12 protein-coding genes and 1 tRNA gene are annotated in these 15167 nt (G+C 43.9%); 10 read left to right on the forward strand and 3 right to left on the reverse strand.

The genetic code is table 11. The features are described from left to right. Positions 1 to 924: 924 nt before the first annotated feature. Positions 925 to 1001: transfer RNA gene (locus tag IP510_RS12285), tRNA-Arg, on the reverse strand. 357 nt (positions 1002 to 1358) lie between these two features. Between IP510_RS12285 and IP510_RS12290 the strand changes: the two genes are divergently transcribed. The 5 genes from IP510_RS12290 to IP510_RS12310 all read left to right on the forward strand — a co-directional run bounded on the left by IP510_RS12290 (position 1359) and on the right by IP510_RS12310 (position 5724). Then, a complete protein-coding gene (locus IP510_RS12290) occupies positions 1359 to 2024 on the forward strand; it encodes a c-type cytochrome (RefSeq protein ID WP_194365137.1) in 666 nt (221 codons plus the stop codon). 319 nt (positions 2025 to 2343) lie between these two features. Then, positions 2344 to 3306 (forward strand): ABC transporter ATP-binding protein, encoded by a 963-nt coding sequence (locus tag IP510_RS12295; protein WP_194365138.1) that lies wholly within the window; start codon positions 2344 to 2346, stop codon positions 3304 to 3306. Between the two features lie 29 nt (positions 3307 to 3335). After that, a complete protein-coding gene (locus IP510_RS12300) occupies positions 3336 to 4109 on the forward strand; it encodes an ABC transporter permease (protein ID WP_194365209.1) in 774 nt (257 codons plus the stop codon). Between the two features lie 267 nt (positions 4110 to 4376). Beyond that, positions 4377 to 5249, forward strand: a complete 873-nt coding sequence (gene queF / locus IP510_RS12305) for an NADPH-dependent 7-cyano-7-deazaguanine reductase QueF (protein WP_194365139.1) — start codon at positions 4377 to 4379, stop codon at positions 5247 to 5249. A gap of 76 nt (positions 5250 to 5325) precedes the next feature. Next, positions 5326 to 5724, forward strand: a complete 399-nt coding sequence (locus IP510_RS12310; protein WP_194365140.1) for a lysozyme inhibitor LprI family protein — start codon at positions 5326 to 5328, stop codon at positions 5722 to 5724. An 85-nt stretch (positions 5725 to 5809) separates the two neighbouring features. Here IP510_RS12310 and IP510_RS12315 read toward each other — a convergent pair whose 3' ends face one another. Beyond that, complete coding sequence (locus IP510_RS12315; protein ID WP_194365141.1) at positions 5810 to 7528, reverse strand: proline--tRNA ligase; 1719 nt, start codon at positions 7526 to 7528, stop codon at positions 5810 to 5812. A 577-nt stretch (positions 7529 to 8105) separates the two neighbouring features. Between IP510_RS12315 and IP510_RS12320 the strand changes: the two genes are divergently transcribed. Continuing rightward, on the forward strand, positions 8106 to 8837 hold the full coding sequence (locus IP510_RS12320) for a DUF4230 domain-containing protein (protein WP_227669753.1): 732 nt from the start codon (positions 8106 to 8108) through the stop codon (positions 8835 to 8837). 22 nt (positions 8838 to 8859) lie between these two features. On the opposite strand, the gene IP510_RS12325 is transcribed toward IP510_RS12320, so the two are convergent. Beyond that, positions 8860 to 10488, reverse strand: a complete 1629-nt coding sequence (locus IP510_RS12325) for a cryptochrome/photolyase family protein (protein ID WP_194365142.1) — start codon at positions 10486 to 10488, stop codon at positions 8860 to 8862. Positions 10489 to 10659: 171 nt separating this feature from the next. Between IP510_RS12325 and IP510_RS12330 the strand changes: the two genes are divergently transcribed. The 4 genes from IP510_RS12330 (at position 10660) to accD (ending at position 15040) form a co-directional block, all read left to right on the forward strand. After that, positions 10660 to 11361, forward strand: a complete 702-nt coding sequence (locus IP510_RS12330) for a phosphoribosylanthranilate isomerase (RefSeq protein WP_320154200.1) — start codon at positions 10660 to 10662, stop codon at positions 11359 to 11361. Between the two features lie 159 nt (positions 11362 to 11520). Then, the gene (gene trpB / locus IP510_RS12335) at positions 11521 to 12795 is read left to right on the forward strand and encodes a tryptophan synthase subunit beta (protein ID WP_194365144.1); all 1275 of its coding nucleotides are present in this window, start codon (positions 11521 to 11523) and stop codon (positions 12793 to 12795) included. A gap of 127 nt (positions 12796 to 12922) precedes the next feature. Continuing rightward, the gene (gene trpA, locus IP510_RS12340; protein ID WP_194365145.1) at positions 12923 to 13747 is read left to right on the forward strand and encodes a tryptophan synthase subunit alpha; all 825 of its coding nucleotides are present in this window, start codon (positions 12923 to 12925) and stop codon (positions 13745 to 13747) included. A 348-nt stretch (positions 13748 to 14095) separates the two neighbouring features. Continuing rightward, positions 14096 to 15040 (forward strand): acetyl-CoA carboxylase, carboxyltransferase subunit beta, encoded by a 945-nt coding sequence (accD, locus tag IP510_RS12345; RefSeq protein ID WP_194365211.1) that lies wholly within the window; start codon positions 14096 to 14098, stop codon positions 15038 to 15040. Positions 15041 to 15167 lie beyond the last annotated feature (127 nt).

A 15167-nucleotide genomic window follows, 5' to 3' on the forward strand; every position in this document is an offset into this window, starting at 1 on the left:
TTATCAATGATTAATAATTCGACCGTCTGTAAAACGGTTAAATTATTAATTCTTATCAACTCTTAGAACGTACCGAGATAAAAAGAGTTACAACACATACAACGGTTAGAACGACAGTAAGGAAAAATATAAACTTAAACATTAAACCTAATACTTTTGAGCGCTGCCGCTGATGCCAATAATAGGACAATGATTAAATACTAAAAATGTAATTTACTAATGCGATCTCTAAAAATCAAAAGAGCAATAGAAAGAAAAACAACTAAAAGAAATATAAAAAAAGCCTTAATGAATAACAATAATTCATCAGACAACAAGACATGCATTTCTAAGAAAGGCTGATAGTTCATAGCCATTACTCCAAGTTGGAAGGAACAGACGTTCCATTAACTGGATAAGCATTAGAACCATAAGAGAAAGCTAGTTTTTCAAGGTGCGAAATATTAAAGATGCCCCCGCCCACTTCATCAAGATCACATTTGACAGCGCATGACGAAGTTTCTGGAGGACAGGAGCAAAGGGTTAAGACCTCGACAGGACTATCAGAGATAGGCTGGACGGACTCAGAAAGACTTTTATATAATTGATACATAGTTGACACTCCAGAATAGTGTAAGATTGAATTAACGAAAACAACTATCTGTTCTCATTTTGAGAATTTATAACAATTATGAGAATTATGCAAGCGGAGTAAATGACATGAAATTAGAAATGCTAATTGCAAGAGCTAAATATTTCGAGAAGTCACAAAAGAAAATGGCTGAAAAACTAGGTACATCACCTAGTCGTTTTAGCGACTGGAAAACAGGAAGAATAAAGCCAACAGCATTTGAGATATTTCAAATAGCAGAGATGGCAAGGCTTGAGCCTGAAAATACGTTCTATGATGTGATGACAGAAGTTGACAAGGATAATGCGGATTATTGGTGCGCTCGGCGGGAATCGAACCCACGACCCTCGGCTTCGGAGACCGATACTCTATCCAACTGAGCTACGAGCGCATATAACGACTGAATGCTGTACTGATAAAACCATGCTGAGAAGCATGAATAAAAAGTACGAGGTGTCGATAAATTAAGACCGCCTAGTCTATCAAATAAAAACCATAAAGCCAATAAATGACGCTCATGATTGATGTTTTTTGAGAAAAAACAGCCAAGTCATTAAACAAGCATGGCAATTTACCTGCCTTTTCCCTTATAATGTTGGGGAGAATTCATATTTATAATCACCGATTGCAAGTGTGCTAGCACGCGGGATGGCTGTCTGCTATTGATGACTTAGAGGTCATCGAACGAGGACAGACAGAATGTCTGAGCCGTGCAAGCCATTGTATACGTAATAAGAGAACGTGACGAATGAGAAAAGTAGTTATGTTATCGGCAGCTGCCATTCTAGGAATCGCTAGTATCGCGGTGAGCCAAGCTGAAGATGTTGTAGAGACTCCTGTAACTGTATCAGATGTGGCAGAAGGCCAAGAAGCTGCAGAGGCCGCACCTCAAATGCTAGGTGACGAGACTCAAGCTGCCGCAGATACGACTGATGGCGAAGCGCCTGCTGATGACGCCGCCGTAGCAAAGGATGGAGAAGCAACCGCAGCAGCAGCCCCTGCCCCTGCCGCTGAAGAAGTACCAATCCCACAAGATACGCCGCAAGTACAAAAGCTGATTGCTTTGTATCCCAATTTGATCGCTCGTATTCAACCTGTTGCGACCATTTGTTTTGAAGACGATGAAGTCTGTGATGTGACAGCACGTTCATCTGGCCCAGCAGCTGGTGACGGTCCTCGTGAAGGTAAAGATGTATACAACGCGGTCTGTCATACTTGTCACGCAGCTGGTCTGCTTGGCTCGCCTATCTTTGGTGATGCAGGTGCTTGGGGTCCACGTATAGCAAAAGGTAAAGATACTCTTTATACTCATGCTATCAATGGCTTTAACGCGATGCCTGCCAAAGGTGGTGCTGACATCCCTGATGAAGAAGTCCAAAATGCTGTCGATTATATGGTTGCAGAAGCAAGCTAATGGTTATTTAGTATTTTGTGAAGCTTTGCTTTGACCATAATTATCCAAAAAGCGCCTATTTCAGTGATGAGATAGGCGCTTTTGCATGATGAGTATTATTAATATGGTACTTCGAATATGATGCAGTTGAAATCTGCCATCAGCAGCCTCACTTTATGAGATTACACCGCCGATTGTTTCAAAGAGTAGAGTGTGTTGAACATTTTTATACTGTTACATCCTTATAGGGTCTCTGTCAGTATGATCGTTGAATGTTCAACACGGCCTATTATTCCAAAATCGCTTTTTATAAATATTTATGACAAACAAAGAGGTCTTCATGTCTGATGTGCCAGCACTTACGATAAAAAACTTGTCTAAGACCTATGATAATGGGTTTTCGGCATTAAAAGGGGTTGATTTAACCGTTCCTCAAGGTGGGTTCTTTGCGCTACTCGGTCCCAATGGTGCTGGTAAATCAACCATGATTGGCATTATCAGCTCGTTATTTAAGCCGACCACAGGCAGCGTGCATATTTTTGGGACGGATTTATTAGAGAATCCATCGATTGCCAAGCAATATCTTGGCATAGTGCCGCAAGAGTTTAATTTCAATATGTTCGAAAAAGTCGAAGATATCTTGATTACCCAAGCGGGTTATTTCGGTATTCCGGCCAAAGAAGCTAAACCTCGGGCAAAACGGTTATTAACAGCACTTGGACTATGGGATAAGCGCGATAGTAAGTCACGTGAGCTATCTGGCGGTATGAAGCGCCGTTTGATGATTGCCCGTGCGCTGATTCATAAGCCAAAATTATTGATTTTGGATGAACCAACAGCAGGTGTAGATATTGAACTGCGCCGCTCTATGTGGGAGTTTATGCAGCAGATTAATATTGAAGAAAACACCACCATTATTCTGACGACGCATTATCTCGAAGAAGCTGAGCAACTGTGTAAGCGTATCGCTATCTTGGATCATGGTGAGATTCGTATCAATACAGAAATGAAAGACTTGCTCGCACAGCTGTCTGTTGAAACGTTTGTCTTTGATTTGGAAACACCGCTTACTCATCAATTGGTTTTGGACGGGGTAACAGGGGTCGCGCAACCTGATGATCAGACAATTGAGGTAACCTTGACAGAAGGTGAGTCAATGAATAATGTCTTTACTCAATTATCGAAGCAGGGTATTACCGTAGGCAGCATGCGTAACAAAGCCAATCGATTAGAAGAATTGTTTATGCGCTTAGTAGATAAAAATATTCAGAGTGCAGACAGTATGAAGGAGGCGGGATTATGAGTCAGGACATGATAGATCCTAATAAAACCATGTCATGGAGCAAAAAGTGGATTGCTTTTCGCACCATCTTATTAAAAGAAGTGCGCCGGATAATACGAATTTGGCCACAGACATTGCTGCCACCAGTTATCACGATGAGCTTGTACTTTGTCATCTTTGGTAAAATGATCGGCTCACGTGTGGGTGAGATGGGCGGGGTGCCGTACATGCAGTTTATTGTACCTGGCCTGATTATGATGTCGATCATTACCAACAGCTACTCTAACGTGGTGTCGAGCTTCTTTAGTGCTAAGTTCACCTCTAGTATCGAAGAGCTACTGGTCTCGCCAGTATCCAAGCACGCGATTCTGATGGGGTATATCAGCGGCGGTATCTTCCGTGGACTGGCCATTGGGGTTATCGTTTCAATCGTTGCGCTATTCTTTACTGACCTCGGTATTGAGCATGTATTCGTGACCATATTTACGGTACTTGGCACCTCTATTCTATTTTCGCTTGGCGGCTTTATCAATGCCGTGTTTGCGCGCTCATTTGATGATATCTCTATTATTCCAAGCTTTGTATTGACGCCACTGACCTATCTTGGCGGCGTGTTTTACTCAATGGAAAACCTATCACCATTTTGGCAAAATATCTCGCTATTGAATCCTATCGTCTATATGGTTAACTCATTCCGTTACGGTATTTTGGGCTATTCTGATGTCAATGTTTGGTATTCAATGGCTGCTATTTTTGTGTTCTGTGCGATATTTTATACCATTGCTTATCGCTTACTCAGCAACGGTTCACGCGTGCGCTTGTAACCAAAATTGTTATAAACAAACAAACCGTTTTACTATCAAAGCCTGACATTGTTGGGCTTTTTTATGGCATCTCTTTAGGGATTGATGCGGCTAGCAAGTTTAGACAGGCTATGGAAACACTGTCTTTAATAAAATATCTTTGATAAGCCGATTGGGCAATTAAGTGCTGATGCTTGCTTAAGCCAAATTCATTATCGACCAGCGTGTTATTGCTGTAAAATAACCCCTTTATTATTTAAATATATTCTATAGTTTAGAAGGCAATTTATGAGCATACACGGTATTTTAGGCGAGCAAACCACAGATTATCCGACTGAATATAGCCCGCAAACGTTATATCCCATTGCCCGTAGTATTGGTCGCGATGCCATAGGTTGGCAAGATGACAAGCTGGCTGTAGGTGTCGACTGGTGGCACGCGTTTGAGGTATCTTGGCTGAATCTGCAAGGGATATCACAGGTTGCGATGGCACGTTTTAGTATTCCGGCACACTCGCTTTATATTGTGGAGTCTAAATCATTAAAACTGTATTTAAACAGCTTTAATTTTACAGAATTTGCCAGTTGGGATACCGTACAGCAATTGGTTGCAAAAGATCTCTCTGCTTGCGTACAAGCAGAGGTAACGGTTGAACTATTTGCATTAGAAGACAGCCAGTCAAGATTGCTGATTACTCAGCCTGAGGGTGTGTGTATCGACAGCGCTTTGATAGACAGCGCAGACAAAGTTGCGCTAGTGGCTCATCCCGATGCTTCTCTATTGAATGATAGTAAAACAGATACCTGTGATGTCACAGCAGAGGTTGGTAGCCGTGCGCCAGTGACTTTTTATTCTAATTTATTACGCAGCAATTGTCCGGTCACCAATCAGCCTGATTGGGGCACTCTCTCTGTTACCATCACCAGCCAAGCGCCTGTTAATCACGCTTCAATGCTACGCTATGTACTGAGTTTTCGTCAGCATAATGGCTTTCATGAGCAATGTGTCGAGCAGATATTTGCTGATTTGAGTCGATATTATGAGCCAAGCGCATTGTTGGTTCGCGCATGGTATACGCGCCGTGGCGGTATCGATATCAACCCTTGCCGCGTGAGTGATATAAATTTACTGCCACAGCCGAGCCGTTTAATTCGTCAGTAAATAAATATCGATGTTGTGAGTCACGGTGACACCCTATAATCAATCAACTTTATTCATCTAAGGTAAGGATACCAGTATGAAATTGAGAACGCATGTTGTAACGGTAGTGGGCGTAGCTGTGCTATCGTTTTCTACGATGTTATCAGCGCAGGCAGCAGCTGATAATGAGTATGTTTGTGAAAGCCTGTACATGGAGCAGTCATACGACTGTGCCAAAGAGGCCGTTATAGTAGAAAAAAACAGGCTAAATAAAGTTTATATGACGGCTTATCGTACGCTATCACCCACTCAAAAGCAGCAGCTTGATAAAGAGCAAATACTCTGGCTAAAGGCTCGTAATCATCAATGCGACTTTGATTATGATGGGGAAATGAACAACTCTGTGGTATACGCCATGATTGGTGCTGATGTGTGTACAGCTAATGAGACACAGAAACGTAGTAAGGTAATTGCTAAGAAATATCATATCAAATAGCAATTTGCAGTTAGCCATAAATAAAAAGCGCCTACCTCATTATTTGAGATAGGCGCTTTTTATATGGCTGCTTTTACTGGTAATGCTATTTGTTCATCACAGTGGCCAGTACTTCTTCGCGGCTTAATAACTGCTTTTCGGTATCGCGGCGATTCACGTATTCATACTTATCTTCAGCCAAGTTGCGGTCTGATACCACGATACGATGCGGAATACCAATCAGTTCAAGATCCGCAAACTTCACACCAGGACGCTCGTTACGATCGTCTAGCAACACATTGACACCTTGAGCTTTTAGCTCTTCGTACAATGCCATGGCCGTTTGCATGACAGTATCTTCTTTTGACTTCATGGGTATGATGGCGACTTCAAAAGGCGAAATGGAGTCTGCGGTATGCGGCGTTTGTGGCCACATGATGCCATTTTCATCGTTGTTCTGTTCGATAGCAGCAGCGATGATACGGCTCACACCAATACCGTAGCAACCCATCATTAGCGTGACCGGTTTGCCGTCTTCGCCTGAAACTCGGCAGTTGAGCGCTTGTGAGTACTTATCACCTAACTGGAAGATATGACCCACTTCGATACCACGTTTGATTTTCAGCGTGCCCTTACCATCAGGAGAAGGGTCGCCTTCTTGCACATTGCGCACATCAACAATACGTGTGATGCTGGCATCTCGTACCCAGTTCATGCCAATGGTGTGATGGTTGACTGTATTGGCACCAGCCACAAAATCGGACAATGTGGCAGCCGAGCGATCAACGAAAACTGGCATGTCTAAGTCGACGCCGATATAGCCTTTGTGCAAACCGGCCGCTTTTAATTCTTCATCAGAAGCTAATGTCAGTGGTACGTTGGCTTCTTCGATTTTTTCAGCTTTGATGGTGTTTAGCTGATGGTCACCGCGCAATACAATAGCAATCAGCTGTGGTTGATCGTCTTCGGTATGGCCATGCACAATCAAGGTTTTAACCGTGTTCGTGAGTGGGATGTCCAGATGTTCAGCTACCATCTTACAAGTGGTCATATTCTCTGTTAGCACATTTTCACGTGCCACGCTCGGCGCTTGACGCTCTGCTGTGCTTACCGATTCGGCAAGTTCAACATTGGCAGCATAGTCAGAGGCATCTGAGAAAGCAATGTCATCTTCGCCGCTGTCTGCGAGCACATGAAACTCATGTGATGCAAAGCCACCAATAGAACCCGTATCGGCTTGCACGGCACGAAAATCTAGACCCAAACGGGTAAAGATGCGCGTATAAGCCTCATACATATCATCGTAAGTCTTGGCCAAAGACGCCTGGTCAACATGGAACGAATAAGCATCTTTCATGGTAAATTCACGGGCGCGCATCACCCCAAAACGTGGACGAATCTCGTCACGGAATTTGTTTTGAATTTGAAAGAAAGTAATCGGTAGCTGTTTATAACTACGAAGCTCACCTTGTGCTAGGTTGGTAATCACTTCTTCGTGCGTAGGACCCAGTACAAAATCGCGATCATGACGGTCTTTGAATCTTAATAATTCAGGGCCATAATCGTCGAAGCGTCCGGTCGTTTGCCAAAGCTCAGCAGGCTGGGTCATGGGCATGAGCACTTCTTGTGCACCAATGTTTTGCATCTCTTCGCGAACAATGCGTTCGACCTTTTGTAAGACGCGTAAACCCATGGGCAACCAAATATATAATCCAGAAGCGATTTTACGGATAAGACCCGCGCGCACCATCAATTGGCTTGAGGCGATATCGGCGTCACTTGGGGTTTCTTTTAGTGTGGCAAATAAAAATTGACTGGCTTTCATAAATAAAGCGGAACCTTATCAACGATAAAAAAATAAGAAGAAATAGTAGGATGTTGAGCGTACGGTCAATCGTTTCACTGCCGCGGCAAACTTACCTTTATTACTTAGCAAGAATCTAGGGTATTCCCTAGTGACGAACATGCTCATATAAAAAGCATATTAGCAAAAACCACCCTTATGAAAGAGGGGTAGATTTGAATTGAGATATCATCATGTCGAAATGCAAAGTATTCAGATCAAAAGTCTGATAAATGCATTTACACTGACATTTTATGCATACAATCTGACTATGTTAGGTAAAGTTGGCCTAAGACGCAATGACTTTTTGTTTTTTCAGACCGAACGTTACGTAACGGCGAAAATAAGGCTCAAATAACGGAGACGTTTATATAAATTTACGACAAAAAAGCGCTATATTTCAGAGGTAGCTTAATACGTCATTATGTAGAAGATTGGTAGCGATTACTTGAAGTTATAGCATGACAGTCATATCTAAACTGTAGACGTTGATTTTGGTTTTGCGGACTCTAGTTTTATAATGGCTCATAAAAAACGATACAACATAAAGGTAGCTTCTATGAATAGTCCTGATATGAATAATACAACTCGCCAGCCTACCAAAACCCCGATCGCAAAGATGTCGTGGGTGGTTTTGCTTATCGGCCTAGCTGCCATTGTATTTGCAATTTATAGTATTCAAAACAGTACCAAAGAAGCACCGATAGAAACCATTACCCGCGAAGGTGTAGTCACTCAAATCCAAAATTTGAATCGTTTGGAAACGGTCTCATTCAGTGTTGATACGGTTATCACCAGTGAGCGCAATGGCAGTTGGCAAAAGCTGTGGCAAGATGAGCAAAAAGGGCTGTTCATCGCGCATGGTCGCGTAGAGGCAGGGGTAGATCTGAGTGCATTGACGCCAGAGATGGTGCAAGTGGTGCCAGCAGTTCAATCTGATGAGACAACAGAAGGTGAACTAGGAGCAATGAGTAACACAGCTATGCCGCAAATCAATATTACTTTGCCGCCCTCAGAGATATTCTCAGTATATCTAGACGATATCGAGATTTATGATTGGCAGACAGGGGCATTTGGCATGATGCAAGTTGACCCCAAGATATTTGACCAAGCACAGAGCATGGCCAAAAAAGAAGTCCTAGAGCGTGCTTGTCGTGGTGATGTCATGACCATGGCACTACAAAACGCCCAAACCCAATTGCAGCAGCTATTTGCATTAACAGGGGCAGTAGTGACTGTCACTACCCAAGGCGCAGGCGCGTGTCAACTGCCCGCCACTGCGAATGGCTAGTCTGCTAGTTGTTTTCTAAAACTTAAGCTTCTTTTTTAAATTCAGCAATAGTCAATTGACGAGCTACTTTATGTTCAACCATCGGCGCAGGGTAATCAACATCGTTAAACTTACCACCTTTTCCTAATTCTTTACGCATCTTATCTTCGCTATGCAAAATAGTAGCAGGGACATCCTGTAGTTCAGGAAGCCACGTTTTGATAAATTCGGCTTTGGCATCATGAGTATTGGCTTGACTAAAGGGATTCATAATACGGAAGTAGGGCGCTGAGTCAGTGCCCGTAGAAGCGCTCCACTGCCAGCCACCATTATTGGACGCAAAATCCCCATCTATGAGCTGCTGCATAAAATAACGCTCACCCAAGCGCCAATCAATCAATAAATCCTTCGTCAAAAACATCGCTGTGACCATACGCAGTCGATTATGCATAAACCCCGTCGCATTCATACAACGCATCGCAGCATCTACGAGCGGCACGCCTGTCATGCCTGTGCACCATGCTTCAAAAGTATCAGTGTTATACGACCAGTTAATCTTGGTATCTGTCGCTTCTTTATACGCCTTATGACGAATCAGGTTTGGCTTTTCGACCAGCACGTGCCGATAAAAGTCTCGCCAGGCAAGCTCGCTTATCCAGCGATTGATGTCCTCATTGTCGCCATCATTGCCATGTAGTTTCTCTTGTGCTGCGTTTGCCTGTAGATAGCAAAGCCTAGGGCTTATAGAGCCGATAGTCAGATAAGCCGATAACTGACTGGTGGCATGTAGGTGCGGTACATCGCGGCTGACATCATAATCATTGATGTCATCATTGACGAATACCTCTAGGCGCTGGCAAGCGGCAGACTCACCTGCAGGATAGGCGTCTCTTGCTTGGTTAAGCTGAGCTGTCATATCGATATGTCGCAAAGACTCGTTCTTTTCTAATGTCTGCTGGTAGTGACTCAGCATTTTTTCACTGAGTGCTTTGATATCGTCAATTGTATTAGCAAACGTTTGCGATGATTTTAGCTTGATTTTATAATCACTATCCACTGCGGGTGCTTCATGCATTTGAATGGTGCTGACGTCCAACGTATGTCGCCACTTTTTATAAAACGGCGTAAAGACCTTATACATACTATCGCCATCATTGGTCGTGATGCTTTGCGGTGGCAAAATGCATTGATCATGCCAGCGGACAAACTCGATATTGTCTTTTGCCAGTTGTTTGCTTAATTGTTCATCACGATCAATCTCATTGCCCTCGTACTCATGATTGGCCATGACGCAGCTGATTTCATTTTCATTGCATAAGGTTGTGAGCGCCTTTATACAGTCTGAGAAGTTTGGACAAACTTGAACGATCAAGGTGATGTTTAGTTTTTCTTGCAATGTCTTTGCTAAGATAGGTAACGTGCGGGCAATGTGCTCGACTTGGACAAGGGAGGTATCATGCGCTTGCCACTGCTCAGGCGTCAAAAAGAATACGGCAGACACTGAGGCGTTGTCCTCTTTTGCACGTTCGCAAAGCGCTGCTAAAGCGGTATTGTCATGGATACGTAGGTCACGGCGAAACCACATCAAGTAATGGAGTGGATTTTTGCTAGTAGCGTTGTCGTCAGTATCAGTATCAGTATCAGTAGCGGCTGTCTGTGCAGTCTTAGACATCGAAGTATCCCTATATTAATCAATCGCAATCATAAACAAAACTAAGGATAAAAGTATGCTAGGATAAGTTTTTGGATGCAATGGCTTTGCCGTTTGGTTAACAAAACCTCATCACATCTAACGATTTATCTTTAGCTTGAACCTATCTGATGCCGCTATAATCGGTGTCATATTCAGTACCATGAAACGCAAGGTCACAAAATGCACGTTAAGTTTTGCGGGTTTACTCAGCTTAGTGATATACAGACTGCGGCACAGCTAGGTGCAGATGCAGTGGGTTTGGTGTTTTATCCACCAAGTCCACGTGCAGTCACGATAGAGCAGGCGCAAACCCTGAGCGCTGCTGTACCTGCTTTTGTCAGCGTGGTGGCGTTGGTGGTCAATATGTCTGAAGATGAGCTGATTAAATTAGCAAACAACGTCTCTTTTGATATTATCCAGTTCCATGGTGATGAGACGCCTGAGCAGTGCCAACAGCTAGCAGGTATAACCAATAAACGCTGGATTAAAGCGTTACGTATCAATACAGAGCAAGATACCCTCGATAGTGTCCGCGCTCAGATTAACCAGTTTGCGACCGCAGGTGCCAGTAGTATTTTACTGGATGCTTATCATCAAGATGCATACGGCGGTACAGGGCAGCGTTTTGACTGGAGTCTCATTCCACATGACAGTGCACTGCCGATCATATTGGCAGGTGGTCTCGATGCCGACAATGTCGCAGCTACGTTGGACTTGCCTATCTATGGCGTCGATGTGAGCGGTGGTATCGAGGTTGATAAAGGTAAAAAAGACGCTGCCAAAATGCGTGCCTTTATGAAAGCGGTCAAGCGCGATCGATGGCAAAACGCTACGGTCACTGGCGCCATCTAAGTGGGTTTGTATCAAGTTGTTTGCTATACATAATCTGCTTAGTTGATCGTTATTCCGATTTTCTGCTTGAATCTTATTACGTTGTTATCCCTTTTATTATTTTCTCTCTAGTTATCTAAAGTTATCTAAAAAATACCACTTATTACAGTAGGAATTATCATGAGTCATGTCGAGAACAAAGATTTATCTGCCACTGCACAATCTGTAAACACCTTTACCAATCCTGAAAATGTACAGGATTTTAACCAATACCCTGATGCACGCGGTCATTTCGGTGTACATGGGGGTCGTTTTGTCTCTGAGACGCTAATGGCTGCTCTAGAAGAGCTAGAAGCGCTTTATACTAAAGTCAAAGCCGATCCAGCATTCTGGGAAGAGTATCACAACGATTTGGTCAATTATGTTGGTCGTCCAACGCCGCTTTATCATGCTAAGCGTTTGAGCGATGAAATCGGCGGTGCGCAAATTTATTTCAAACGTGAAGATCTAAACCATACAGGCGCGCATAAAGTAAATAACACCATTGGTCAGGCATTGCTTGCCAAAATGTGTGGCAAAAAACGTATCATCGCTGAGACTGGCGCAGGACAGCATGGCGTAGCCACGGCAACGATTGCGGCACGCTTAGGGCTAGAATGTATCGTCTATATGGGCGCGGACGATGTCGAGCGCCAAAAGATGAACGTCTATCGTATGCGTCTGCTTGGCGCAACAGTAGTGCCAGTAACCTCTGGCTCACGTACGCTCAAAGATGCGATGAATGAAGCGATGCGCGACTGGGTCACCAATGTCGATAGCACGTATTATATTATTGGTACGGTTGCAGGCCCGCACCCTTATCCGCTATTGGTTCGTGATTTCCAAGCGATTATCGGTAAAGAAGCACGTATTCAGCATTTAGAAAAAACAGGCAAAATGCCTGATGCATTAGTTGCTTGTGTCGGTGGTGGCTCAAATGCGATTGGTTTGTTCTTTGACTTCTTGAACGATACTGACGTTAAGATGTACGGTGTCGAGGCAACAGGCGACGGTATCGAAACAGGTCGCCATTCAGCGCCACTAGCAGCTGGTCGTATCGGTGTACTGCACGGTAACCGTACTTACCTGATGGCAGATGATGATGGTCAGATTCAAGAGACACATTCTATCTCAGCAGGTCTTGATTATCCTGGTGTTGGCCCTGAGCACAGCTTCTTGAAAGACATGAAGCGCGTTGAATACGTGGGCTGTACGGATAAAGAGGCGCTAGAAGGCTTCCATGAGGCAACTCGCAAAGAAGGGATCATTCCTGCGCTTGAGACTGCTCATGCCGTCGCTTATGCATTGAAACTGGCTAAAACCATGACACCAGATCAGACGATCATCGTCAACATGTCAGGTCGCGGTGACAAAGACTTGCATTCAGTGATGAAGGCAGAAGGGATTGAGATGTAGTAACGAGCATTTGCAATAAGTTACTAGATTATTCTTTATAGGAAAAATTGTTTGACCTTTTATTGTTCAATATAGATTATTAAATGAAAGGTCAAACAAGCCAGTTTATAATAATTAAGAGACCATTATGACAAGAATTGAAATTACCTTTGAAACCTTAAAAGCGCAAAATAAAAAAGCCCTGATTCCTTATGTGATGGCAGGCGATCCTAATCCGACCACTACCGTAGGTCTGTTGCACGATTTAGTGAAGCACGGCGCAGATATGATCGAAGTTGGTCTGCCATTCTCTGACCCAATGGCTGACGGCCCTGTTGTCGCTTTGGCTGGTGAGCGTGCATTGGCCGCTGGTACGAGTACCCGTGATGCGCTAAAAATGGTTGCAGAATTTCGTCAAACAGACACGCAGACGCCAATCATCTTGATGGGCTATCTCAATCCTGTTGAAATCATCGGCTATGACAACTTTGTGGCGCTATGCGAACAGTCAGGCGTTGATGGTTTATTGATGGTAGATTTACCGCCAGCAGAAGCGGGCAGCTTTACTCAGCATTTGACAGATCATTCGATGAATGAGATTTTCTTGCTGTCGCCAACGACCTTGCCTGAGCGCCGTGAGCAAGTATTGACTCATTGTGGTGGTTATATTTATTATGTATCGCTAAAAGGTGTGACAGGTTCAGCGACGCTAGATACTGATGCTGTGGCAACTCAAGTTAAAGCAATTAAAGCAGAGACAGACCTGCCAGTATGCGTTGGTTTTGGTATCCGTGATGGCGCATCAGCCAAGGCAATTGGTACTCATGCAGATGGCGTAATCGTCGGTAGTGCGTTGGTGCAGAACTTTGCCGATATCGATGCCAACGACGCGGCTGCTGTTGCAAATGCTCAGCAAAAAATCATGGAAAAAATGGATGAGCTGCGCAGTGCTTTAGACAGCTTAAGCGCATAGTAGTGGAACTTTAGTATATAGATAGCAAGATGACCAAATGTGGTCATCTTTGGTTTACAAGCTTACATGGCTATCAGTGCCGACCCAAGACAATATCAAATGACTTTGCTAAATTTAGTTTACGAGTGTAAACTAATACGACTATTATATAGGGTCTAGTAGCTGTTATTTGTCACGAGCGGCTATTGATAAGCACACAGTCAACCTATCAGTGCGTAAGTGAAAAGTTAAACACGTAATCGTGCTGTATAATGGCTCATGTTATGACTGAATGTAATGCTTAGCGCAGACCACTATGACACTTTCAATGACAAGCGAATGAGCCAACTTGTCAGTAAGCCTTTTATGATGGCAAATAATATGACTGATACAATAACAACACCCGATAACACGACTGCTACCACCGCGCCAAACAGCAATGCGGGGCAGTCATGGTTCAATCGTCCGATACCAGGTATCAAGCAGCAATTAACTGCCCAATTGACAGCGGTAGAGACCGAGCCGTCGACCAAATGTAGTAATTGTCATTCGATGATTACCAACACCGCGCTTATCTTTAACTGCTATGTGTGTCCACACTGTGATCACCATCTGCCGATGAGCGCTCGTGAGCGTTTGAATTGGTTGCTGGATCAAGTCGAAGGCGAGACAGGGCAAGAGTTCACGGCAAAAGACCCACTCAGATTTGTGGATAGCAAGCCATATCCTGCACGTATGAGTGAAGCACAAGAAAAAACAGGCGAGTCTGAGGCGCTGGTTGCTATGTATGGCAAACTGCGTAATCTTGATATCGTTGCTTGTGCCTTTGATTTCCGCTTTATGGGCGGATCAATGGGGTCAGTCGTTGGTGACCGTTTTGTGCAAGCAGCCGAAAAAGCGCTAGAACAAAAGATACCTTTAGTGTGCTTTGCTGCTTCTGGCGGTGCGCGTATGCAAGAAGGCCTGTTGTCATTAATGCAAATGGCAAGGACTGCTGCAGCTATCGAGCGTTTAAGAATCGCTGGTATTCCTTATATTGTGGTATTGACCAATCCTGTGTACGGTGGTGTTACCGCGTCACTCGCGATGCTAGGTGATATTCATTTAGCAGAACCAAAAGCCATGATTGGCTTTGCGGGTAAGCGAGTGATTGAGCAGACCGTCCGTGAGACGCTAGAAGAGCCGTTCCAGCGTGCCGAGTTCTTGTTAGAGCACGGCGTAGTAGATGAAGTGGTGCATCGTCATCAGCTAATTGATACGATCTATCGTCTGCTTGCAAAACTATGCCGCGTACCAAACGTAGATGCTCAGTAAAGTGAGATGCTCGATAAGGTAAGTTACTCAGTATATCGAGTCATTTATTGAGTGCATAACAGCTTAGCCGCGTGCTAACATCTACTGCATATGCAAGACCTTCTAATAGCATTTATCGTCATTGCGC

Source organism: Psychrobacter sp. NG254, from assembly GCF_015277735.1.
Lineage (GTDB): Bacteria > Pseudomonadota > Gammaproteobacteria > Pseudomonadales > Moraxellaceae > Psychrobacter.